This window comes from Siphonobacter curvatus, assembly GCF_002943425.1.
GTDB lineage: Bacteria > Bacteroidota > Bacteroidia > Cytophagales > Spirosomataceae > Siphonobacter > Siphonobacter curvatus.
In genome coordinates this window covers 111801-136427 of sequence record NZ_PTRA01000004.1, presented here as the reverse complement: position 1 = coordinate 136427, position 24627 = coordinate 111801, and the positions used below count along the sequence as shown (strand labels likewise).

Below are 24627 nucleotides of genomic sequence, written 5' to 3'. Positions count from 1 at the left end.
ATAATTAAAAACCCAGATTGAGACCAACGGTGATCGTACGAGCCAACGGATAGGAGGCCGAATCATAGCCGTAGGTCGGAGCCGTGGTGTTGCCGTTGTCGTTGGCTTCGGGGTTGTAACCGATGTACTTGGTGAAGGTGTAGAGGTTCTGACCGCTCACGTAGAGACGAGCCTGCTCGAATTTCCAGCGTTTTACGACTTCCGAGGGCAAACTGTAGCCGAACGAAACCGTACGGATTCGTAAGAACGAAGCATCGTAGACATAGCGACTCGACGGGTTATTGGCTCCGCCCGACGCGGTATTCGTAGCCCGGGGTTGCCAGCCATTGCCGGGGTCACTCGGCGAACGCCAGCGATTGGCGACATCGGTGATGGTATTAGCATTGCCGTTGAAGAAATAACCCGACCGCAACCACTGAGCCCAGATTTTATTCCCTTGTGAACCTTGCAGAATAATGTTTAGGTCGAAACCCTTCCAGCTCAGCGTGTTCGTAAGTCCGTACGTGAATTTTGGTAGCGGATTACCGAGGTAGGTCAAATCCGAGGCGTTGATTGTTCCATCGCCGTTCACGTCCTCGTATTTGATGTCTCCCGGTTTGGAACCACCGCTGGCCCAGGTTGCTCCTGCATCCACCTCCGACTGATCGCGGAATACGCCAATCTGCCGGTAGCCGTAAAATTCACCCAGCGGCATCCCCGGAATCACGATGGCGTAGTTGGTGAAACCACCCGCACTGTAGTAAATGGGTTTGTCCGTCACCAGCGAGACGACGCGATTCTGGTTGAAGGAAATGTTACCGTTAGTCGTCCAACTTAGGTCTCCGCTGCTTACGTTGCGGGACGTAATCGACAGTTCCAGCCCCTTGTTTTCAATCTTACCAATGTTTTCCAGCACCGAACCCGCGATTCCCACAATTGCCGGAACGTTTCGGTTATTGAGCAGTCCCGTCGTGAGGCGTTGATAGACGTCGGCAGTTAAAGAGATCCGGTCTTTCCACAGGCCCAGTTCCAGTCCCAGATCGGTTTGCTGGTTGGTTTCCCAGGTCAGGCCCGCGTTGGCAATGTTGGTCGCCGCATAGCCGTACACCCGATTCCCCGCTCCCGATCCGAAGGCGTAGTTCGCCTGCGTCGCGTAGCTTTGCGAGGCGTAATTTCCGATGTTGTTATTACCTGTCAGACCATAACTGCCGCGAATTTTCAGATCGCTGATGATCGCTATGGATTTCATGAAGTTCTCTTCCGACAATCGCCAGGCCGCCGATACCGAGGGGAAGGTGGCGTAGCGGTTGTTCGCCCCAAACCGGGAGGAACCATCCCGCCGAATGGCCGCCGACAACAGGTATTTATCCTTGTAGCTGTAGTTAACCCGACCCAACCAGGAAACCAGATTGTTTTTGGAATACGAATTGGTCGCCGTTGTGGTACCCGCCCCGCTGATGTTCGTAATCAGATCGTTGACAAAACTGCCGTTCACGCCCGTAATCACGTTGCCCGAACCCACCGCAGATTGAGCCGTATACCCCGCCAGCAGATCAAAAGAATGATCCGCTCCGATGGTTTTGCGGTAATGCAGGGTGTTCTCCCAAAGCCAGTTAGAGCTGGTATTCAACCGCTTGGCCGCCGCGACATTATTCACCAAAGGATTACTGATGTTAGCCGTTGGAGCCGTATTGGAAGGCATGGTTGCGGGCACGAACTGATTCCGGGTATCGGTATTGTACTCGACACCAAAACTGGTTTTGACGCTTAAATCCGGAATAATTTCCCATTCGACGAAGGAGTTGGCCAGAAACCGGGGACTGCTCCCCCGATCCCGGTACTGATCGAACTGTACCGTTGGTCCGCGGAAGTTGGGCGAAATGGAATTGGCTCCCTGCGTCAACGGATAATTGTTCGTATTGGCGTAATCGCCGTTAGCCAGGCGTTCGGGAAACAACGAGGGCATCACCAAAGCCGCCGCAATCGGATCGGTACCCACGGCAATGACGGAGGCATCGTTGGTTCCAGCGACGGTCTGATATTTTGTATTGGTCAACGAAGGAGCCAGTACGACTCCCGCCCGTACGCGTTTCGAAAGCTGAGCTTCCAGATTGGCCCGTAGCGTAAATCGCTCAAACTCGGTGGCTTTGAGAATTCCTTCCTGTTTTAGATAGGAGCCCGAAACGTGGTAGCGAATTTTCTCACTGCCACCCGAAGCCGACAATTCCTGTTGCGTCATCAGAGCCTGCCGATAGATGGCGTCCTGCCAGTCCGTTTGGGGCAGATCGGCGGGGGGGGTGTCGTAAAACGCGTAGTACTTGAGTCCCGCATTCACCGCCGATTCCTTCGAGAAATCAATGAACTGGGCGTTGTTCATCAGCGAAATTTTCCGGGCAATGTTTTGTACCCCGACGAAGGTATTAAAGTTGATCCGCGTTTTGCCGGGCGTACCGCGTTTGGTCGTGACCAGAATCACGCCGTTACCGCCCCGCGACCCATAAATGGCCGCGGCGGCGGCATCTTTCAATACTTCGATGGATTGGATATCACCGGGATTGATCTGGTTGAAATTGTCGGCACCCGCCAGCGGATAGCCGTCGACCACGTACAACGGACTGTTTCCGGCCCCGAGTGAACCCACGCCCCGAATCCGGATGACGGGAGCCGCTCCCGGCTGCCCACCCGTCTGGGCAATGTTCACGCCCGAGACCTGAGCCGCCAGAGCCTGGGCCGGATTGGCTACCGGAATATCTTTCAGTTGTTTGGACGAAACGGAACTCACCGCCGTGGACAAGGCCTTGCGACTCTGTTCACCGTACCCCACAACGACGACTTCGTTCAGGGCCTGAGCATCGGCTACCATCGCCACATCAATAGCGGTGCGACTGCCTAGGGCAATTTCCTGTTTTACGTAGCCAATCGAAGAAAAAATCAGTGTACCGTCCGTAGTGGTGGTTCGCAGGGTAAACCGCCCTTCGGCGTCCGTAGAGGTACCTATAGACGTCCCCTTCAGCAGCACATTGACGCCGGGTAAGCCTTGTCCACCTTCGGCTGTCACCCGTCCTGAAAGTGTTCGTTCCTGAGCCCATCCCGCCAGAGGTAAGATCAGTAAAAGAGAAAAGTATACTAATAAACGCATACAAAAAATAGGTTTAGATGAATGGACCAACCAGTCTTTGGGGTTTTCCCGCTCCTGAAAACCCTGCATATAACGGATCATAATTTATCCTAGAAAAATGCAATAAAAGACGAGGTAAAGTAACTACCGGAGTTGTTGAAACTAGGGATGGAGATGTTGCAAAAGCCGATGGAAATGTTGCGTATTGCTCCAATGAAAGCCTTTTTTGTGAATTCCTTCGATCTGGAAGAGGGTTTGGAAACAAAAACGTCCACCGGGGCGGGTGGACGATGGTCATTTAGTTTTTCTGTCGGGCGATTTGCTCCTGTAGGTACTCGGTGGGAGCTTTCCCGAACTGTTTGCGAAAGGACTTACTGAACGAGGAAGGATTTTTGAAACCCACCTCGTAGGTAATTTCAGCAATGCTGTATTTACGTTCCAGCAGGAGCTGCATTGCGTGTTTTAGCCGGATGAAATAAATGAATTCCAACGGGGTCTGCCCGGTCAGGGCTTTCAGTTTTCGGAACAGGTTACTGCGACTCATGCACACGCATTCGCCGAGTTCTTCCACGCTAAATTCTTCGTTACTCAGATTCTGTTCGATGGACTGAATGACTTTTTGCAGGAAGGCCTCGTCGAGCGGATTGCGAGTTAGATCTTTCGGAATGATCTCGTCAGCCGACTGATATTTTCGAATAAGCTGCTGCCGATTTTCGATGAGCGTCTGTACCCGGAGGCGTAACAAATCGGGGTGAAAGGGTTTGGCGACGTAATCATCCGCCCCAACGCCAATACCTTCCATTTCGCTCTCCACGCGGGCCCGTGCCGTGAGCAAAATCAGGGGTACGTGGCAGGTATCCAGGTTACTTTTCAGATTCCGGCATAGCTCCAGCCCATCCATCACGGGCATCATGACATCACTGATGATCGCCTGCGGTTCGCGTTGCTGTACGCAAGCCAGTGCTTCCTGACCATTCAGGGCCCGGGTAATGCGATAGTGATCCTGAAAAAGCAGGCTTAAAAATTCGAGTACTTCGTCGTTATCATCCACCAATAATAATTCGGGTTTCTCGTCTTCGGGCATTCCTAACCAGCGAATGGCTCCGACTTCGCTCTGTACCAGCGGCTCCGTACGGAGGTGAAGCGGTTGCATTTCCAACAGAGCGTTTTGCAGGGGCAGCCATACCGTGAATTCCGTCTGCACGTCCGGTTCGCTAGTCACGGTAATCCGGCCCCCGTGTAGTTCAATCAGACTTTTCACCAGCGATAAACCCACACCCGACCCTTCCCGGTTGGGATCCGACTGGTAAAAGCGTTCGAAAAGGTGGCTTTGCTGTTCGGGGGTCAGTCCACTACCGGTATCCTGCACCCGCAGGCACACCCCATCCGGTTCGGACAGGAACAGTTCCAGTCGTACCTGCCCACCCGCCGGCGTAAACTTAAAGGCATTGGATAAGAGGTTATTCAGTACTTTTTCCAGCTGAACGGGGTCTATATCCGATCGGATTTCGGAAGTTGGAGCCGTCAGTTCAAAGGTAATCTGTCGACGTTCGGCCAGCGGTACAAAGTTCTGGTACATTTCCTCTACCCAGTCCACCAGATTCAACGTCCGTTTGTGAAGTTGTATTTTGCCCTGTTCGAGCTTTTGGAACGTCATCAGTTCTTCAATGAGTTGCAGTAATTTACGGCTATTGCGTTGCAGCAACTGTACTTTCTCGCGGACCTTACCCCGTACTTCCGAGCTATTCATTAGCTCTTCAATCGGTCCCGCCATGAGGGTAAGTGGTGTCCGGAATTCGTGCGAAATGTCCGTGAAAAAGCGGAGTTTGAGCTGATGCAGATTTTTAAGTTGCTCTTTTTCGATCTGTTCCAACGCCAGGGCATCCCGCTGCCGGGCCTGTAGTAGCAGATAACGGATGAAGGTGAGGAGTAACACGTGAAAAAGCACAATATATCCCGTAATGGCCCACCAGGTTTTCCAAGGGGGCGGTAAGATCTGGAACGCAAGGGCCGCCGGTTTGGCACTCCATTCACCGAAACTATTGGCGGCTTTTACGCGAAAGGTATAGGTTCCGGCACTCAGGTTGGTATACGTGGCCGACCGATGCTGGGCATCGACCGGAATCCAGGCCTGATCAAAGCCTTCCATTTGGTAGACATAGGTCGTTCCCTCGGGATTCGCCACATCCAGGGCCGCAAAATCGACGCTGAATACGTTGTTTTTATAATGCAGCGTAAGGGTCTGCGTTTCGCTTAGGGACTGCCGCAGTACAGTATCGCCCTGACTGACCTGACCGATTCCCACACTTTCATTGAAAAGTTTGAAATCCGTGAAGACAACGGTAGGTAATGAAATCCGGTGCTGAAGCTGGCTTGGATCAAACCGAAGAAAGCCATTCGTCAGTCCGTACAGCAACTGGCTCTCGTTCAACCGACTCATGACATTATAGCTAAACCGCTGGTTGGGCAAGTACGTCTGAAAACGCCCCGAAGCGGGCTGAAATCGCATGAGCCCTTTGATGGTACTGATCCAAAGAAAGCCCTGGGTATCGGGCACAATTCCATTTACCGAGGGGTGTAGCAGGCCCTGCTTTTCGGAATAGGTTTTGACCTGATACGCTCCTTTCGGATCGGCTGTGATTTGGTGTAAACCCGATTCAGAGCCCGCCCAGATCACCTGTTTAGGGAATTCAACGAGTGCATAAATGGCACTTCCCAACGAATGGCTGGCGTCTTTGATCCACTCAAAAACGCCGGTTTTGGGATTGTACCGCCCCAGCCCGCTATTATCGAAACCAATCCAAAGCAAACCTGCCTGATCTTCCAGTAAGGAGCGAATGAATTCCGTATCGCTAGTACCCAGACGAATACGGCTCTTTTTCCCATCGGGCGTTCGCCGGTATAAGCCGTGGTTGGTGCCTAACCAGATGTTCTTTTGTGAATCTTCGAGGAAAGAAAAAACGGCGGACCCTTCCAGTTCGGCGTGTACTTGCTGCCTCGCCGTCATTCGCACCGCCCCACCAAGCGTACCGATCCAAAGGTCACCGCTGGAGGCTCGTAATAAAGCTCGGTGCTCGTTCCAGAACGAGGATTGACTTTCCAGCCGGAACCGCTCCGTTGCACCATTCGATAGGTTGTAACGGTACAATCCGGATTTGCCCATCCCCAGCCAAACCGTTGCCCCCGGCCCCGCCGCAATGCTACGCACCTGATCTTCGGCTGCACCGGAGGGAAAGGTATACGACTGAAAAGGCAGCCCACTTAAATCGAGCGTACTGATCTGTTGCTCCGTACCGCACCAGAGTCGTTGCGTACGGTCCAGAAAGAGGCGATACACCAGATTATTGCTCAAACTCTGCGGATTGCTGGGGTTGGTTCGGTACCAGCGAAGTCGTACTTGTGGTGAATCGAGGGCTTCGAGTCGGGCTAGTCCCCGATCCGTACCCAGCCAGAAAGCTCCATCGGGTGATTTACAGAGGTCAAAAATCTGCGTCTGAGCCAGCGTCTGTCCTGAAAAGTTATGCAGAGGCTCCGCTTTCCCGTAGCTGTTGCGTTCGGGCTGGTAGGGCAGTCGCCAGAGGCCATCGCCACCCGTGGCCAGATACAAATGCCGCTGATCTTCCAGCAACGACCAGTAATGATCACCATATGCGTTGGGTTTTACACTCAGGGGATAGAAGGTGTACGTTCCGTTGGAGGCGTGGTAGCGAACCGGCCCTTCGGCGGTGGCAATCCAGAGGTAATCGCCCTGCGAGCGGATCATTTTTCGAATGGGACGATTCAGCGGCTCGGTTCGAAGCGTTCGGAACTGCTGCGTTTTCGGGCTCCATACGGTCAGTCCCTGTGGGGTCCCTACCCACACCTGATCCCGCGAGTCGACCAGCAAAGCGTTAATCTGATTGCAAAAAAGCGACGTCGAATCTTTGGGATTATTTCGGAAATTCTGGAAGGTTTCTGTACGCGGATCGAAGCGGCTCAGTCCTTCGCGAGTGCCGATCCAGAGCCGCCCCTGGCTATCCTCGCAGATGTCATAAATCCAGTTTCCGGCGATCGCATCCTTGTTTTTGTAGAATTTCCGGAAACGATAGCCATCGTACTGAGCCAGTCCATTCATGGTACCGATCCAGAGAAACCCCTTTCGATCCTGAAAAAACGACCGTACCCGATTATCAGGCAAGCCGTCGGTACTTCCGTAGCGTTTAAACATGAGGTCCTCCTGCAAGGCTTTCTCGGGACTGATGGAAAGCCGGGGCTGAGCCGTACTAACGGTAAATCCGATTATAAACGCCAGCAGAGGCAGAAGACTTTTCATGCGAGTGTCAGTAAGCTTTTAGTACCCCTAATAAGGCACCTTATTTCTTACTATACTCTTAATTTTTAGCGAAAAGTTTATAAAAATACTTTTAACAAATAAATTAGCAGACCAAGCACCCCGGCATAACTAAGAAAAAGGATCAGCAACGTTTTAAAATTTCTGGATCTCACGGACGACTGCGTTTGTGTATAACAGCGTAAAAGTGTGGTCAGAAATGGAATCACTCTGTAGGAGATGCGTCAATCCTCCCACCGGAGGTTGCAAGACGTGTTGAATCAACTACTACACCCCGAAAATTCTGCTTCACTTCTCATTTCTGCCAGGAAATGCGGGTTTTCTGTGCTCTCTGGCCCCGTATAAAATTCTGCTTCAATCCCTTTTTATAAAACGAAGTATGGTAATTTCTCCATTCCCCTACCATTCCATCATGCCACCTGATTTAAAATAATATTTTATTTTTCCTTGCTTAGTTAATTTATTCATTGTTCTTTTACACCATACTTAATAATTTTATTTATTAAGTTTATTAAACATACTTAATCAAGCTAAGATTAAGCTTTTACTTAAGCAAGCTAATACATGAAGCCATCGCAATACCAGCAACTGTACCAAGATGAATTACTAACGAGTGTTATTCCGTTCTGGCTCGGAAAGTCGGGTGATGAAACGTACGGGGGGTATTTCACCTGTCTTGATACGGAAGGAACCGTTTTTGATACCGACAAATTTGTTTGGCTTCAGGGCCGCCAGGTGTGGTGTTTCGCCATGCTCTACAATCAAGTAGAGCAAAAACAGGAATGGTTGGACTTTGCCATTCAGGGAGCCGAGTTCTTGAAAAAGCATGGGCGTGATGAAGACGGAAATTGGTATTTTTCACTAACTCAGCAGGGTGATCCCCTTATTCAACCCTACAATATCTTCTCGGATTGTTTCGCCGCCATGGCTTTCGGGCAATTGCACCTGGCTACGGGTAACGCCGAATACGCTACCATCGCTCAGGAAACGTTCGCCAACATTTTGCGGCGACAGTCTGATCCGAAGGGACTCTACAATAAGGCATTTCCAGGCACCCGGCCTTTGAAAAACTTTGCCTTACCCATGATTCTTACCAATCTGGTGCTGCAACTGGAGCATCTGATTGAACCATCGGTACTGGAAGAGACCATCGACGCGGGTATTCACGCCGTGATGGAAGAATTCTATCGCCCCGAGTTGGGTCTGATTTTGGAAAACATTACACTCGAAGGTGAGTTTTCGGATAGCTTTGAAGGTCGTCTGATCAATCCTGGTCACGGTCTGGAGTCGATGTGGTTCATTATGGATCTGGCCGAGCGGCGGGGCGATCAGGCCCTGATTCGCAAGGCTACCGACCTGACGCTTTCGTTACTGGAATACGGATGGGATCAGCAGTACGGAGGCATTTTCTACTTCCTGGACGTAAAAGGTCAGCCGCCTTTGCAGCTTGAGTGGGACCAGAAACTCTGGTGGGTACACATCGAAACGCTCATCAGTTTACTGAAAGGCTACCTGCACACGGGCGATGAACGCTGCTGGGAATGGTTTGAAAAAGTACACGCCTACACTTGGTCGCATTTCCCCGATCCCACGCACGGCGAATGGTTCGGGTATTTGAATCGGCAGGGAGACGTACTTTTGCCCCTGAAAGGTGGCAAATGGAAAGGCTGCTTCCACATTCCGCGGGGCTTGTACCAATGCTGGAAAACGCTGGAAGCGATTGCTCAGAAAAAGTCCGCTACGCCGCTTTTACAAGACTAAACCAATGGCTCACATTCCCCTGCAATCGGTACGCGTACCGGAAACGGACGCTCAAACCTCCTACCGCCCCGCCCTCGTGTCGCTGGCTGTGCTTTACTTCATGATGGGTTTTATTACCTGTCTGAATGATACGCTGGTGCCCTTTTTCAAGAAAGGTTTTCAGCTCAGTTATTCGCAGTCGTCGCTGGTACAGTTCTACTTTTTTCTTACCTACGGCATCATGTCGATTCCGGCGGGTCGTCTGGTGGAAAAAGTAGGCTACAAGAAAGGGATGGTACTGGGATTTGCCGTAGCGGGGGCTGGGGCCTTGTTGTTTCTTCCGGCTTCCCTGCTGCACGAGTACACGCTGTTTCTGGGAGCCCTGTTTGTGATTGCCATCGGCATCGTGTTGTTACAGGTAGCGGCGAATCCGTATATCACCGTATTGGGACCCGCTGAAACAGCGTCTTCCCGACTGACGCTCATTCAGGGCGTAGGTTCGCTCGGTACGACGCTAGCTCCGCTGTTTGGAGCCGCCTTTATTCTGGCTCCCTTGCAAGAGGCTTCGAGCGATGCCGTGCAGTATCCCTATCTGGGCATTGCGGCCCTCTTAGCGGTGATTGCCCTGACTGTAAGTCGCTTACGCTTACCAGATATTCAGATTCAGGTGGAAGAAAAAAGCCAAACTCAGGGCCGGCGTGTGTTTTCTTTTCGGAATCTGCGGTTCGGTATTCTGGGGATCTTCTGCTACGTGGGAGCGGAAGTGTCGGTCGGCACCTTTCTGACGAACTACATTACCGACACCGTTCATATTACAGAAAATGAAGCTAATGGCTACGTTTCGCTGTACTGGGGTAGTATGCTGGTGGGTCGTTTTCTGGGAGCTTACTTGTTGAAATTTCTAAAGGCCTCCGCTACGCTGGCTACCTGTGCCGGACTAGCGATTGTACTGATTAGCTTTTCCATCAATGCAACGGGATACGTGGCGGTCTGGAGTATGATTGCCGTGGGACTTTGTAACTCCATCATGTTCGCGATCATTTTCTCGCTAGCAGTGCAGGGACTGGGATCCTACACGACGCAGGCTTCCGGACTACTCTCTACAGCCATTGCGGGAGGAGCCATTGTTTCCTACGGTCAGGGTCTGCTCATCGACCATTACACCTGGCCAATTGCTTTTCTGCTGCCCATCCTCTGTTACGCGTACCTGGTTTTCTTTGGCCTCAACGGGCACAAGTCCTCCTTAGCCTCTTAATCTTAGCAACACCAAGGCATGAACCGATTACTCATTCTTCTATTCTTATTCATCAGTAGTCACGCGATGGCTCAGGTCCGAGCCGCCCGTATCTTACTGATTCCACTGGACGACCGACCGCCCTGTTTGCAATTTACGGTTCGGATGGGATTGATCGGACATGCCGAGGTGATTGCTCCTCCCCAGGAATTACTGGGCCAGTTTACCACGCCGGGTCAGAGTGAAGCCATTGCAGCCTGGGTTGAAAAACAAGATTTACGTTCGTTCGATGCCGCCATCGTCTGTCTGGACATGCTAGCCTACGGCGGACTCGTCGGCTCGCGGGTTCATCAGGTAGCCGCTCCGCTGGCCCTGCAACGCCTGGAAGTACTGAACCGGATTCGGAAAAAAGCTCCCAAACTTCCGGTTTACGCCCAGAGCGTGGTGATGCGACTGGCTCCCTCTGCTACGCCTCAGAATGCCGCGTACCGGCAGAAAATAGCCCGCTGGGCCGAAATTTCGCCGTACCCTGCTCTTCAGGCTGAAACCCGGCAGCTCGAAAAAGAAATTCCGGCGGCCGAGCTTCAGGATTACAAAGAAGCCCGTACCCGCAACCTGCGGATCAATCAGCGGGCCATTGCCTTAACCAAACAAGGCATCATCGATTACCTATTATTAACCCAAGACGATGCCAAACCGCAGGGCGTACACCGCAGTGACCACGAGACCTTACTGCAGGAGATTAAAAAAGAGAAATTAACCAGCCAAGTGGCTCTCCAGGCGGGTACCGACGAAGTTTCGATGTTACTATTAAGTAGGGCCCTGATCCGCCACTTTGGATTTGCCCCCAAAGTCAGGGCCCTTTACTCCTCAGAAAGCACCCGCGAAAAGACAATGCCCTTTGAAGATCGGCCGCTGTACCAAACCGTCAGCGAACAGATTCTGGCCGCCGGGGCTCAGGAAGTGCCAGACAATACGGCCGATGTCTTTTTCTACGTATACGCTTCCCGGCACGAAGCGAACCGGGCAAATTCTTCGGTCGATGAAATTGCTTCCCTGATTGAAGCGGGCAAGTCCGTCATCGTAGCCGACATCGATCCCCGGGGCGATGTACAGGGGGGCGATTCAACCTTTACGAAAGCTCTGGAGAAACGTCAGTTGCTGGGTAAACTCAGCGGCTATGCCTCCTGGAATACGGCGGGTAACACCATCGGTACCGCTCTGCCACAGGGGACGATTTATACCGTGGCTGCCCACAAACTGCTGTCCAAACCCGGCATCGGGTCGTCCATTTACACGGCTCAGCAATGGTTTCTCCTGCATCGCTTACTGGACGATTATTATTTTCACACGAAAGTACGCCGCGAAGCCAATGCTGCTTTTGGTCAGGCGGGTATGAGTGCCACGTTGCTCGATGAAAAGCGTAATCAAGCCATGGAAACGCGTTGCCAGGAACAATTACAGGCGTTTTTTACCCAGCTTTGGCCCGCCTATCAAGCCTCTATTCCGCCGCAGTACCAGTGCCTAACGCCATCGCCACTCCAGTTCCATTTACCTTGGAAGCGGACGTTTGAAGCCCTGATTGATTTCGACCTCACCTGCAAAGCCGTGAAACCTTAACCCCCTGAATTAACACCTCTATCTTTTCTTATTCCTTGATTTCATGATGCCACACGTACGTACGCTGCACAGGCGTCTGGGCTGGCTACTGCCTTTGCTTTTGACGCTGCCCCTGTTCGTTTTCGCCCAAAACCCGGTTTTACGGGGTAAAGTCACCGATGAAAACGGGTCGGTTTTACCGGGAGTTACGGTCATGATTAAAAATACAACGACCGGCACGACGACCAATGCCGATGGTTTGTATACGTTAAAAGCTCCGGCTTCGACCGGAACGCTGGTCTTCTCATTTCTGGGTACGACCAGCAAGGAAGTGCCCTTCTCGGGAGCCGGTGAATACAATGTTGCCCTCAGCGAAGAATCTACGAAACTGAATGAAGTCGTAGTAGTGGGTTACGGCACCCAGAAGAAAGTAAACCTGACGGGTTCGGTCGCCGTGATCGAAAGTAAAACCCTGACCAGTCGTCAAGTCGGTTCTACGTCGCTGGCTCTACAAGGGGCTGCTCCGGGCGTAACCATTACTCAACAATCCGGTGCTCCGGGGGGCGATGCGGGTACCATTCGGATTCGCGGAATTGGTTCGATCAACGCCGGACAAAATCCGCTGATTCTGGTGGATAACGTAGAAATGAGCCTCGACGCCATCGATCCTAACAACATTGCCAGTATTTCCATTTTGAAAGATGCGGCGGCAGCGGCGGTATACGGTTCACGGGCGGCGAACGGCGTGGTACTGGTAACCACCAAACGCGGAGCCAAAGGCGTAAATGTCAGTTACAACGCCTACGTATTGAAGCAGGAACCAACCGATCTTCCCCAGAAAGTAAACGCTCTGGAACACATGATGTACTGGGACGTAGCTCAGGCCAACAGTGGGTTACCCGCCGCGTTTACTCAGCAAATTGAAGCCTACCGGACGAATGGCCCCGATAACAAAACGCTGTTCAATACCGACTGGAAGAAACTGGTACTGACCAATTCGGGCATCATGCAGAACCACAGTTTGAACCTGTCCATTGGGGGTGATCGCGTGAAGGCGTTTGCGTCGGGTAGTTTCCTGGACCAGAACGGTTTAACGGCCAATACGAATTACAAACGTCTGGACTTACGGTTCAATACCGACATTACGATCAGCAAAAAACTTTCCGCTTCGGTGGATCTGGTACTCAACAACTCCAACCGCCTCTGGCCGGGACAGGGTACGCCGCAGTACATCATCCGCGAAATGCTGGGTTTCCCGGCCATTACGCCGGGTCAGTTTGATACGGGTGAATGGGGCGAAGGCTGGTCGAATGCCAACCCCGCAGCTCAGGCCCGGGATGGGGGTTTCAACCGTAGCCTGACCGACTCGCGGATCATCAAGGGAACGCTGACGTACACGCCCATCGAAGGCCTGGAATTACTGGCGACCTACAGCTCCAATTACTATACCAACCGTGGGCGGCAGTTTACCAATCAGTACCGGATTTACTCGGCTGACGTAGCCAACAATACGTTGATTTACCAACGCCCCTGGCCCGCTCTGAACTCGCTGTCGGACCGGATTTCACAGAATACGCAGAACCTGTTCCGGACGCAGGCGACGTACAACAAAACGTTAGGTAAACACGCCTTTACCGTACTGGGCGGTTTTAGTACGGAAGATTTCAAAACGTCTTTCATCAATACGTATCGTCAGAATCTGCTCTCGCCGGACCGTCCGTACCTCGACAGCGGCGATCAGTTAGGCCAGACGCTAAGCGGGGGTGAAAGCCGCTTTTCGATGGTTTCGATCTACGGTCGGTTGAACTATACCTACAACGATAAATATCTGCTGGAAGTGAATGGCCGTTGGGATGCTTCCTCGCGTTTCCGTCAAAACAACTGGTGGCAACTATTCCCGTCCGTATCCGGCGGCTGGCGGATTTCGCAGGAATCGTTCTGGCAACCGCTCCAGTCGGTTGTAAGCGAAGCGAAAATCCGGGCTTCCTACGGTTCGCTGGGTAATCAGAACCTGATTCGCGGGGGCGAGTCGGATTACTACCCCACCTACTCCCTCTTCAATGCAGGAACGGCGTATAACTATTATTTCAACAACATCGTCAATCCCGGCTACGCCCTCACGACGGCGGCTAATGCAAATATTCGTTGGGAGACCTCCCGAATTCTGGACATTGGCGGCGATTTTGCCTTACTCAAAAACCGTCTGAACGTGACGGCGGATTTCTTCCAGCGGGATATTGTGGATATGCTTCAGCTCGTCCCCATTCCCGCGTACGTGGGCCTCACGGCTCCCTTCGTTAACTCGGGTTCCATGCGGAATACGGGCTGGGAACTTGGTTTGGGCTGGCGGGATAAAATCCGCGATTTCAGCTATCAAGTACAAGTCAATGCTTCCGACGTTCGCAATAAACTCCTGAAAAACGGCGGTACGCCCATCATCAACGGAGCGACAATTCAACAGGAAGGATACCCGCTGGATTCATACTACGGCTATATTGCCGATGGTCTTTTCCAGAGTACGGACGAAGTAAAAGCGGCTCCCTTCCAATACGGCAACTCAGCCGCGGGTGATATTCGCTATCGGGACATCAGCGGTCCGAATGGCGTTCCTGACAACAAAATCGACAGCTACGACCGTACCATTCTCGGCAACTATTTCCCCCGCTACGAGTACAGCATAAACCTGGCGGCTCAGTACAAAGGCTTTGACTTTACGGCTTTCTTCCAGGGCGTGGGTAAAAAAGACAACTACCTGTCGGGAACGGCGGCCCAGCCTTTCTACTCCTCGAATTTCCAAGGAACCATGTTTGAGTACCAGAAAGATTACTGGTCACCGGAAAACACCGACGCGGCCTATCCCCGTCTGACGGTCAACAGTATTCCCAATAACTACGTGGCCTCTTCCTTCTGGGTACGATCGGCGTCGTACCTGCGACTCAAGAACCTGGTTGTCGGTTACACGCTGCCCACGGCACTGACGACGAAGGCTAAAATCAAGTCGGTTCGGCTGTACCTGAGTGGTCAGAATTTAGTAACCTGGACGAAATTCTTCCCCGGTTTCGACCCCGAGCAACGCGATACGGGCGGCGAGTTTTACCCCATCATGCGTACCTACACGGCTGGTTTAAACATCAATTTCTAACGACATGAACTTTCGTTTTCTTTCGATACTAGGACTCAGCCTGTCGCTTACGCTGCTTTCGGGCTGTAAAGAGTACCTGAGCCAGGTGCCGCTGGACGCTCCGGCAACGGGCCAGTTTTTCAACAATCAAACCGAGATGAACGGGGCCCTGAATGCCGTCTACCGATCGGCGTACTGGAATACGGGTAACACGCCCTACCAGTCGATGATGGACGGCTGGACGGACCTCGCCCTGCTACGGGGTGTGGATCTGGGTGAGGGCAACATTGATGTGTACAATGCCCACGCCAAATCCCTCTGGACGTTTGCCTACACCACCGTTCAGCGAGCCAACACATTGATTTCAGGCATGGAAACCGGCAAAAGTAGTGTATCGGCGGCAACGTTCAACCAGATTCAGGCTGAAGCCCGTGTACTTCGGGCCTACGCCTATTACCATTTGGTTTTTCTATTCGGTGACGTTCCCCTGATTACGAAGCCGCTGGAACCTGCGGAGTTTTATACGCAAACGCGGACTCCGCGGGCCGACGTGCTCAAGTTCATTTATCAGGAACTCGATGCCGCGATTGCCGTACTACCCTGGACGACGAGCGATCAGGGCCGCGTCACGAAGGCCGTAGCTCTGGGGTACAAAGCCCGTACCGCTCTGTTCAACAAAGAGTATGCAGTCGCCGCCGAGGCTTCCAAGCAAATCATTGACGGTGCAGGACTGAGTTTGAATCCTCGTTTTGCCGATTTGTTTACCCGTACGGGTCAGACGGCCAATGCCGGAAAGGAAATCATGTTCCAGATTTTGTATTCGGATGCGGATGCCAACTCGGTTAATTACGTACCGCTGGGCAGTATTTCCCGGGCGGCCGGTGGGCAGTCGGGTCGCTTCCCGCAGCAACGACTGGTGGATATGTTCGAAGCGAAGGATGGCAAACGCATTGACGAGTCGCCCCTGTACGATCCGGCTCAGCCGAGCAAAAATCGGGACATGCGACTGAAGTACACGGTAGCTATTCCCGGAGATACCATCAGCATGAATCAGCAGACCCTGGTGTACACCATTTACAAAAACACCACATCTTTCCGCAATGCCGACGGTAGCTGGATTTCGCGGACCAACGCCGATTTTGACAATGCCTTTGGTCCAGCCAAAAGTGGTGTAGGTTTACTGCATACCAAGTACACCCTCACGCAGGAAAACGCGTTTCAATCCCGGGTAGGCTTTATTCTGATGCGATACGCGGAAATTCTGCTGATGTACGCCGAAGCTAAAATTGAACTTAATCAACTGGATGCTTCTGTAGTTACGGCTCTGAATCAGGTACGTCGCCGGGCGGGTCAGCCGGCGGTAGAAGCCGCCGTGGAGGGGGATCAAAACAAGTTACGTCAGCTCGTTCGTCGCGAACGCGTGGCTGAACTGGCCATGGAAGGCTTCCGCTGGTTTGACATTCGTCGCTGGGGTATTGCCGAAGTGGTCATGCCGCAAAAGGTAATGGGAGCGGCCAAAGATCCGGCCGTCGCTCCCGCCCCACCGACGTTCAAAACGAGTGCCGTCCATGATCTGAACAACATTCCGGTCTATACTACGAGCGAAAGTCAGCGACTGGTTCGGGAAATTCGCTACTGGTACCCACGACTGGAATTGCTGCCCATTCCCCAATCGGAACGCGACATTAATAAACAACTGACGCAAAATTCGGGCTGGTAAAGCCCTCGTATCTCTTCCCGAAAGGTTCAACTTTTCGGGAAGATTCCATGAAGATGAAACGTTCGACCCAACCTTAATTTCCAGTATCTATTTTCAAGTACCCAATAAGCAGCGACTGCTTTTCCATTTACACGCTTCGGAATAACCGAAGAATGCTTATGAATCGACGTCATTTCATTGAACGCGTATCCCTGACGAGCGGAGGTCTTTTTTCGACCTCCTTTCTGTCGTTTTCTTCGTACGCCGCAAGTACGGAATCTTCCTTGGCTACTACAGCCGCTGACCACCGATCCGCCGACGTCATTGTGGCGGGCGGCGGCCTCGGCGGTTGTGCCGCAGCGCTATCCGCTCTTCGCAATGGCCTGAAGGTGGTATTGACCGAGGAGACCGACTGGATCGGTGGGCAGATTACCCAACAGGGCGTCCCCCCCGATGAGCACCCCTGGATTGAAACGCACGGAGCCACGCGGCTTTATCGCGATTTCCGTACGGCCGTTCGCCAGTACTACCAGACCTATTACCCGCTTACGGACGCTGCCCGCACTCGGACGCATCTGAACCCCGGTGACGGTACCGTTTCCAAACTTTGTCACGAACCCAAAGTGGCCTTGGCGGTTTTGCTGCAAATGCTGGCTCCGTACCAGAGTTCACGGCAACTGGTCCTGCTACTCGAACATAAAATCGTAGCGGCGGATGTAACCGGCGATCAGGTAAAAGCACTGAAAGCCCGCAGTCTGCGGAGCGGAAAAGAGCTGGTACTCGAAGCTCCGTATTTTGTGGATGCCACGGAATTGGGTGATTTACTGCCACTCACGAAAACGGAATTTGTTACCGGAGCCGAATCCCGCCAGCAAACCCGCGAACTGCACGCCCCGGAAAAAGCCGATCCGAACAACGTACAGGCCTTTACGATGTGTATGGCGATGGATTATCTGCCTGGCGAAACGCACGTCATCGACAAACCGAAAGAATATAACTTCTGGCGAAACCTGACGCCGAAACTGACGCCCGCCTGGTCGGGACGGTTGCTGGATCTTCAGTATTCCAACCCCAAAACGCTGGAGCCCAAAGCCCTCGGTTTTAATCCCGAAGGTGTAGCCACGGGCGATAAATTGAACCTCTGGAATTACCGTCGCATCCTCAGTAAAGCGAATTTTAAACCCGGTACCTTCGCGGGTGATATTTCGATCGTCAACTGGCCGCAGAACGATTACACACTGGGGAACTTGATCGGAGCAAGCGAGAAAGATTTTAAACACCACGTCGATCGGGCCAAACAACTGAGTCTGTCCCTATTGTACTGGCTGCAAACCGAAGCTCCCCGTCCCGACGGCGGACAGGGTTGGGCGGGTTTGCGGCTACGTCCAGACATTATGGGTACGGAAGACGGACTGGCGAAATACCCCTACATCCGCGAGTCCCGACGAATCAAGGCCCTGTTTACCATTCTGGAAGAACACGTCGGAGCCGACAACCGGGCGATGATTACCGGGAAGAAAACCGGTAACACCGCCGCCCCGTTTGCGGATAGCGTGGGCGTGGGCTATTACCACATCGACCTACACCCGAGTACGGCGGGCAATAATTACATCGATTTCGGCTCGCTACCCTTCCAGATTCCGTTGGGGGCTCTGATTCCGCAACGGGTACAAAACCTGCTTCCGGCCAACAAGAACATCGGTACAACGCATATTACCAACGGCTGTTACCGCCTGCATCCGGTCGAATGGAGCATTGGCGAAGCCGTGGGCATGCTGGTGGCCTATGCCCAACAGAAAAAGGTACCGCCGAAAGCCGTCCATGAAAAACTCAATCTGCGGGAAGAATTTCAGAAAATGGTTCGTAGTCAGGGTATTGAAACGCAGTGGCCTTCGGCTTAATCGCTTAGTTGTATGGGAATGAATCGATTTTATAAAGTACTGGCTCTGGCCTTGGTGACGACCGTTGCCTCGGCCCAGCTGCCCGCCCTGATTCCGGCTCCACAAACACTGGAAGCGGGCACGGGTACCTTTACGCTTACCACTCAAACGCGATTGATCGTAAACACTCCGGAGCTTCGCCGGATGATCGCCGAGCAGTTGCCGCAATTACCAGCGGGTACCTCTGCTACCTCCACGATTAGCGTTTCGCTCGCTCCGGCGGCCGATTTGGGTTCGGAAGGCTACGACCTGCGGGTAACGTCCAAAGGCATTACGCTCACGGCTCCCAAAGCCGCTGGTATTTTCTACGGTATTCAAACCCTTCGGCAATTGTTACCCGAAGGAAAAACGGCGTTGCCTCAGACGATTCCGGCGATACACGTCCGGGATCAGCCGCGTTTTGGCTGGCGGGGACTGATGCTGGATGTCAGTCGGCATTTTTACGATAAAGCCTTTGTCAAACGGTACATCGATCAGATGGCCCGGTACAAATTCAACGTCTTCCACTGGCATTTAACGGATGACCAGGGCTGGCGGGTACAGATCAACCGACTACCGAAACTGACGCAGGTCGGAGCCTGGCGAGTACCCCGGACGGGTCGCTGGTGGGATCTCGAAAATACGCAGCCGGGCGAAGTACCTTCCTACGGGGGCTTCTATACGCAGGACGACATTCGCGAAGTAGTAGCCTACGCCCAGCAGCGACACATCACCATCGTTCCCGAAATTGATATGCCCGGCCACATCATGTCGGCGATTGCGGCGTATCCGCAACTGACCTGCGGGCAACTTCCTACCGAGGTACCGCCGAACGGAAAGCTTTACAAGGTGAAAGACAATACACTCAACCCTTGCCGGGACAGCACGTATATCTTCATCGATCAGGTCTTTACGGAAATTGCGGAGTTGTTTCCCGGTCCGTACATCCACGTGGGGGGTGACGAAGCTTATAAGGGCTTTTGGGAGAAATGCGACGAATGCCGGACCTTGATGAAAAAACAGGGGATTAAGAACGTTGAGGAGTTGCAGAGTTACTTCATCAAACGCGTTGAAAAAATCGTCCAGTCGAAGGGTAAAAAACTCATTGGTTGGGATGAAATCCTGGAAGGCGGACTCGCCCCCGACGCCACCGTGATGAGCTGGCACGGCCTGAAAGGCGGTATCGAAGCCGCCCGGCAGGGTCACCCGGTAATCATGACGCCGCACCAGTTTTGCTACCTCGATCTGTACCAGGGTGATCCGAGTGCGGAACCCAGTACTTATGGCATGTGTCGACTGAGCAAAAGCTATGCATTTGAACCCGTCCCCGATAGTATTAAGGCCGAACTCATTCTGGGTGGTCAGGGTAATTTGTGGACCGAATCCGTACCCAACGAACGGCACGTGGAGTACATGACTTGGCCGCGAGCTTTCGCCATTGCCGAAGTACTCTGGTCGCCGAAAAATCAGCGAAACTGGCCCGACTTTGTCCATCGGGTGGAAAGTCACTTCAAGCGGCTGGACGTGCAGGATGTCAACTATTCCCGCAGTATGTACAATCCGATCGTTACGTCGGTGAAAAAACATCCAACCGGCTTGATGGAACTAGTGCTTGATCACGAATTACCGGATGTGGAACTGTACTACTCGACGGACAATACCATTCCTGATCGCCATTTCCCGAAATACACGCAACCGTTTCTGATGCCCAAAGGAGCCGACCGCGTGAAAGTGGTGGCTTACGCCAAGGGTAAACCCATCGGCCGGATGCTGGAACTGACGACTGCCGACATGGAAAAACGGGCTCAATAAAGGAGGATGATTGGTATGAAAACAGCAACGATTATTCTCGGATTAGCCGCTCTGGCGAGTACGCTTTCTTTTCGACCGTACCATCATAGCGAATCGGACACGCCGCCGGATAGCAGTCGGTTTACCGTCATGCCACTGGTACAGGGACTGGACGAACCCATGGGCATGGCCTTGCTGCCCAACCGTAATGTGGTCATTGCCGAACGCAAAGGAGGCGTACGCCTGTACGATGCCCAGGAAAAGCAACTGAAAACCATTGCTAATCTGAACGTATTCAGCGGGATTGAAGACGGATTACTCGGGGTAGCGGCCGACCCGGATTTTGAACGCAATCACTGGCTCTATCTGTACTACGGCGTAGGCGGCGAAAAATGGATCAGTCACTTGTCCCGCTTCGAACTCAAGGGCGATCAGCTGGATCTGGCTTCCAAAAAAGTATTGCTCGAAATTCCGACGCAACGGAAGTACTGCTGCCATTCGGCGGGGTATGTGACTTTTTCCAAGGGTTTGCTCTACCTGTCAACGGGTGACAATACGAATGCGGAAGAAATCGAAGGACACAATCCTACCGATGAACGGCCCGGTCGGGAGCTCTCCGACGATCAGGCTTCCACGGCGAATAGTAACGATTTACGGGGCAAGATTCTTCGGATCAAACCCGAAGCCGACGGCACCTACACCATTCCCGAGGGCAACCTCTTTCCCAAAGACGGCTCGAAAGGACGGCCCGAAATTTACGTCATGGGTTGCCGAAATCCATTCCGGGTTTCGGTCGATCCCAAAAATAGCTTTGTCTACTGGGGCGATGTCGGACCGGATACGCAAGTACCCGCCCAGGAAGGGACGATGAGTTACGATGAAATCAATCAGGCCCGTAAACCCGGTTTTTTCGGTTATCCGTATTTTCTGGGAAACAACGAAGCCTTTCCAAAGTATGATTTCGCTACCAAAAAGGAAGGCCCCAAGCAGGACCCAGCTCATCCGATGAATCTTTCCCCCAACAATACGGGCGTGAAAGAATTACCGCCCGCTCAACCCGCCATGATCTGGTACGGGAAAGGTCCATCTAAACGCTGGCCCTTGGTCGGCAAAGGCGGAGCCAGTGCCATGGCAGGTCCGGTGTATTATCGTGACGAATACCCGCAGGGCAGTTATCGCTTACCCGCGTACTACAACGGCAAACTCTTCATTTACGACTGGATCCGCCGCTGGATTATGGCCGTGACGCTGGACGAACAGGGGAACTACGTGAAAATGGAGCCTTTCCTGCCCCAACTCAATGTCGTGGCTCCCATGGACATGCAACTAGCTGCGGACGGAGCCATTTATTTGCTGGCGTACGGTACCAACTGGTTTGCCAACAATGCCGATGCGGGTTTGTACCGGATCGAGTACGCGGAAGGTAATCGCAACCCCGTGGCGGATATTCAGGTGGATCACCGCTACGGAGCGGCTCCGTTGAAGGTACATTTATCCGCGGCTCGTTCCAAAGATTACGACCCCGGCGATCAGCTCACGTTTGAGTGGCAGGTGGGCAAACAAACGCTGAAAGGTACGGAGGTCTCCCCGACTTTCGAGAAGCCCGGCGTCTATCCCGTTACGCTTACAGCCATTGATTCGCAGGGTGGAAAAGGTACGGCTGCAGTTACCATTAAGGTAGGCAATACGCCGCCGAAGGTTGAAATTCTTTCGACAAACAACCGGAGTTTTTACTGGGATCATTCGCGACTGAACTACCAGGTACGGATCACCGACCGCGAAGATCAGAAGATTGATCCGGCCCAGACGAAGCTTTCGTTTACGTATCTGGACTACGGCAAAGACCTCGCCAGCGTTTTGTCGGGTAACACGCATTCCATTACCCTGCAGATGAAGGGCGAAAAGTTGTTTCTGGCTTCCGATTGCAAATCCTGTCATGCCCTGGCGACGGCTTCCATCGGACCAAACTTGCAGGCCATTGCCGGGAAGTACAAGGACGATGCCGTTGATCGGCTGGCTCAGAAAGTCATCAAGGGCGGTAGCGGCGTTTGGGGTAAGTATGCGATGAGTCCGCACCCCGATCTGTCCGTCGCCGATGCTCAGGAAATGGTTCGCTATATTCTTTCGCTGAATCAGAAAACGAAGGCCTTACCGCTGTCGGGTACCTTATCCCTCAACCAGCATTCTGCCAAAAATCCGGACGGTGCCTACGTACTGCTGGCTCGTTACACTGACCGGGGTGCTCACGGGATTGAACCGTTGACGAGTCGCGAACATCTGGTTCTGCGTAACCCACTGCTTCAATTAGAAGACAACGACCGGGGTACGGTTGGCGTGGTCATCGCTACGGCCAACAATGGCTATCAATCGTACATCCGGAAAATTTACGATCAGACGTATGTGGCCTTTCATCACCTGGATTTAGTCGGCATTCGGCAGATCAAATTTCGGTTCTTGTCCTACGGCGAGGGCGGTCAGGTAGAGATTCGGCAGGATGGCGTGAGCGGTCCCGTAATTGGGAAAGTTACGATTCCAGCCGGAAAAGCTAACGTAGTAAACGGATGGAAAGAAGTACGAACGCCGATCCAGCCAGCCAAAGGTTTTCACGATCTGTACCTGGTTTTTAGAAATCCAGAAGCAGCACCCAAGCAAGAGCTCTTTTACCTGGACTGGATGTCGATGGAACGTTAATGGTTGCTAGACTATACAAAAAGGCCAGCCCTCGGTAGAAGGCTGGCTTTTTTCGTAGTATGCTGTATCAAACAATGGAATAAGCTAGACCAACGAAAGCAGTCGGTCGCGAACCAGTAGGCAGGCACCTACAATACCCGCGTGCTCGCCCAGTTTCGACATTTTTACCTGCGTATCATTGTTGACCAGACTCAGGGAATATTTATTAATCGCCGTTTTGATCGGTAAGTAGATGTAATCCTGCGTGGTGGCCAGACTGCCGCCAAGAATGATTAGTTCCGGATTAAAGACATTGATCAGGAAGGCAATGCCCCGCCCGATGTTGTCGCCCAGTTGAGCCATGAGTTCAATGGCCAGTACATCGTCATTTTTAGCCGCCTGAATAATGTCCTGCATCTGAATCTGATCCGGCTGCAGCCCCGTACGGGTCAAAACGGAGGTAGAACCTTCGCGTATTTTTTCCTGAAACAATCGCGTTAACGCCCAGCCCGAAGCTTCCGTTTCCAGACAGCCTTTCTTACCACAGTGACATATTACTTCATTGTCAAAAATGGGCACGTGCCCGAGCTCCCCGGCGTAACCCGATTTTCCGTAGTACAACTGTCCATCAATGAGAATACCCACACCGATGCCGAAATCCAGGTTCAGGAAGAATACATTTTTTTCCTTTTCAACGATCCCGTTACAGAATTCGCCGTAAGCCATGGCCCGAGAATCATTCTCCAGAAATACCCGATACCCTACTTTCTTTTCAATAATTTCACTGAGCGGTCGTTCCTCGAAAAAGAAAAAGCTGTAACTGTACCCCGTGGCGTAATTAATCCGGCCGGAAAGATTGATACCGATACCCAGAATTTTGGTTTTCGGAATCGTTAACCCTGCAATGAAACCGGTAATTAATTCACAAAGCGTATCCAGCGATTCGGTAGTATTGTCGAGCGTATACGGCAAATTTTCGGTTACTTTCAGCAGGTTTTTCTGCAAGTCGAGCAGCCCAATGTTGATGTGGGTATGTTTGACATCCACGCCAATAAAAAAAGCGGAATCGGCAACTACCCCGTATAAATTGGGCTTACGACCGCCCGTGGAATCAATTTTACCGTAATCCTGAATTAATCCTTCCTGAATCAGCTCATTGACGGTTGAGGTCACCTTGGGAATACTGATGGCTAATTCTTTACTTAATTCGGGAATGATGGCGTTACCGACGTTCGCAAAATAACTCAGAATGCTTCGTTTCGGATAGATACTTTTGTGCGTAGTTCGGGTATCGCTTACTACCTTGGTCATTGCAAAAGGCGACTGATTTTCCAGCAATAGCCCGGCCCAGGGAAGGGCCGTGATTGAAGTTTAATCGTATAGTCTGGCAAAGGTGATAAAAAAGAGAAAAACAAAACCAAGGTACG

At 52.4% G+C, this 24627-nt stretch carries 11 protein-coding genes; 8 read left to right on the top strand and 3 right to left on the bottom strand.

From position 1 onward, the window contains the following. Positions 1-4: 4 nt before the first annotated feature. Together C5O19_RS19225 and C5O19_RS19220 are read right to left on the bottom strand one after the other, a co-directional pair. Positions 5-3118, bottom strand: a complete 3114-nt coding sequence (locus C5O19_RS19225) for a SusC/RagA family TonB-linked outer membrane protein (RefSeq protein WP_165796071.1) — start codon at positions 3116-3118, stop codon at positions 5-7. Positions 3119-3395: 277 nt separating this feature from the next. Beyond that, positions 3396-7409: a two-component regulator propeller domain-containing protein gene (locus C5O19_RS19220; protein WP_104715012.1), complete on the bottom strand. Its 4014-nt coding sequence runs from the start codon at positions 7407-7409 to the stop codon at positions 3396-3398. A 582-nt stretch (positions 7410-7991) separates the two neighbouring features. Here C5O19_RS19220 and C5O19_RS19215 point away from each other — a divergent pair. The 8 genes from C5O19_RS19215 to C5O19_RS19180 all read left to right on the top strand — a co-directional run bounded on the left by C5O19_RS19215 (position 7992) and on the right by C5O19_RS19180 (position 23221). Beyond that, the gene (locus tag C5O19_RS19215; RefSeq protein ID WP_104715011.1) at positions 7992-9188 is read left to right on the top strand and encodes an AGE family epimerase/isomerase; all 1197 of its coding nucleotides are present in this window, start codon (positions 7992-7994) and stop codon (positions 9186-9188) included. 4 nt (positions 9189-9192) lie between these two features. Further along, the gene (locus tag C5O19_RS19210; RefSeq protein ID WP_104715010.1) at positions 9193-10422 is read left to right on the top strand and encodes a sugar MFS transporter; all 1230 of its coding nucleotides are present in this window, start codon (positions 9193-9195) and stop codon (positions 10420-10422) included. A gap of 18 nt (positions 10423-10440) precedes the next feature. Then, positions 10441-12021 carry a DUF4127 family protein gene (locus tag C5O19_RS19205; RefSeq protein ID WP_104715009.1) on the top strand — a complete coding sequence of 527 codons (1581 nt, stop codon included), beginning with the start codon at positions 10441-10443 and terminating at the stop codon, positions 12019-12021. 43 nt (positions 12022-12064) lie between these two features. Further along, the gene (locus C5O19_RS19200) at positions 12065-15142 is read left to right on the top strand and encodes a SusC/RagA family TonB-linked outer membrane protein (RefSeq protein ID WP_104715008.1); all 3078 of its coding nucleotides are present in this window, start codon (positions 12065-12067) and stop codon (positions 15140-15142) included. Positions 15143-15146: 4 nt separating this feature from the next. Then, a complete protein-coding gene (locus C5O19_RS19195; RefSeq protein WP_104715007.1) occupies positions 15147-16841 on the top strand; it encodes a RagB/SusD family nutrient uptake outer membrane protein in 1695 nt (564 codons plus the stop codon). 158 nt (positions 16842-16999) lie between these two features. Further along, positions 17000-18721, top strand: coding sequence for an FAD-dependent oxidoreductase (locus tag C5O19_RS19190; RefSeq protein WP_104715006.1), 1722 nt, complete (start codon positions 17000-17002; stop codon positions 18719-18721). Between the two features lie 18 nt (positions 18722-18739). Beyond that, on the top strand, positions 18740-20551 hold the full coding sequence (locus C5O19_RS19185; RefSeq protein WP_317046512.1) for a beta-N-acetylhexosaminidase: 1812 nt from the start codon (positions 18740-18742) through the stop codon (positions 20549-20551). A gap of 15 nt (positions 20552-20566) precedes the next feature. Further along, positions 20567-23221 (top strand): PQQ-dependent sugar dehydrogenase, encoded by a 2655-nt coding sequence (locus C5O19_RS19180; protein WP_243406448.1) that lies wholly within the window; start codon positions 20567-20569, stop codon positions 23219-23221. An 84-nt stretch (positions 23222-23305) separates the two neighbouring features. Here the strand turns inward: C5O19_RS19180 and C5O19_RS19175 are convergent, their stop codons facing one another. Next, positions 23306-24511, bottom strand: coding sequence for an ROK family protein (locus C5O19_RS19175; RefSeq protein ID WP_104715186.1), 1206 nt, complete (start codon positions 24509-24511; stop codon positions 23306-23308). Positions 24512-24627 lie beyond the last annotated feature (116 nt).

Bases quoted from the DNA above. Each gene is read 5' to 3' on its own strand.
- C5O19_RS19225 (WP_165796071.1), bottom strand. From the start codon at position 3,118: ATGCGTTTATTAGTATACTTTTCTCTTTTACTGATCTTACCTCTGGCG.
- C5O19_RS19220 (WP_104715012.1), bottom strand. From the start codon at position 7,409: ATGAAAAGTCTTCTGCCTCTGCTGGCGTTTATAATCGGATTTACCGTT.
- C5O19_RS19215 (WP_104715011.1), top strand. From the start codon at position 7,992: ATGAAGCCATCGCAATACCAGCAACTGTACCAAGATGAATTACTAACG.
- C5O19_RS19210 (WP_104715010.1), top strand. From the start codon at position 9,193: ATGGCTCACATTCCCCTGCAATCGGTACGCGTACCGGAAACGGACGCT.
- C5O19_RS19205 (WP_104715009.1), top strand. From the start codon at position 10,441: ATGAACCGATTACTCATTCTTCTATTCTTATTCATCAGTAGTCACGCG.
- C5O19_RS19200 (WP_104715008.1), top strand. From the start codon at position 12,065: ATGATGCCACACGTACGTACGCTGCACAGGCGTCTGGGCTGGCTACTG.
- C5O19_RS19195 (WP_104715007.1), top strand. From the start codon at position 15,147: ATGAACTTTCGTTTTCTTTCGATACTAGGACTCAGCCTGTCGCTTACG.
- C5O19_RS19190 (WP_104715006.1), top strand. From the start codon at position 17,000: ATGAATCGACGTCATTTCATTGAACGCGTATCCCTGACGAGCGGAGGT.
- C5O19_RS19185 (WP_317046512.1), top strand. From the start codon at position 18,740: ATGAATCGATTTTATAAAGTACTGGCTCTGGCCTTGGTGACGACCGTT.
- C5O19_RS19180 (WP_243406448.1), top strand. From the start codon at position 20,567: ATGAAAACAGCAACGATTATTCTCGGATTAGCCGCTCTGGCGAGTACG.
- C5O19_RS19175 (WP_104715186.1), bottom strand. From the start codon at position 24,511: ATGACCAAGGTAGTAAGCGATACCCGAACTACGCACAAAAGTATCTAT.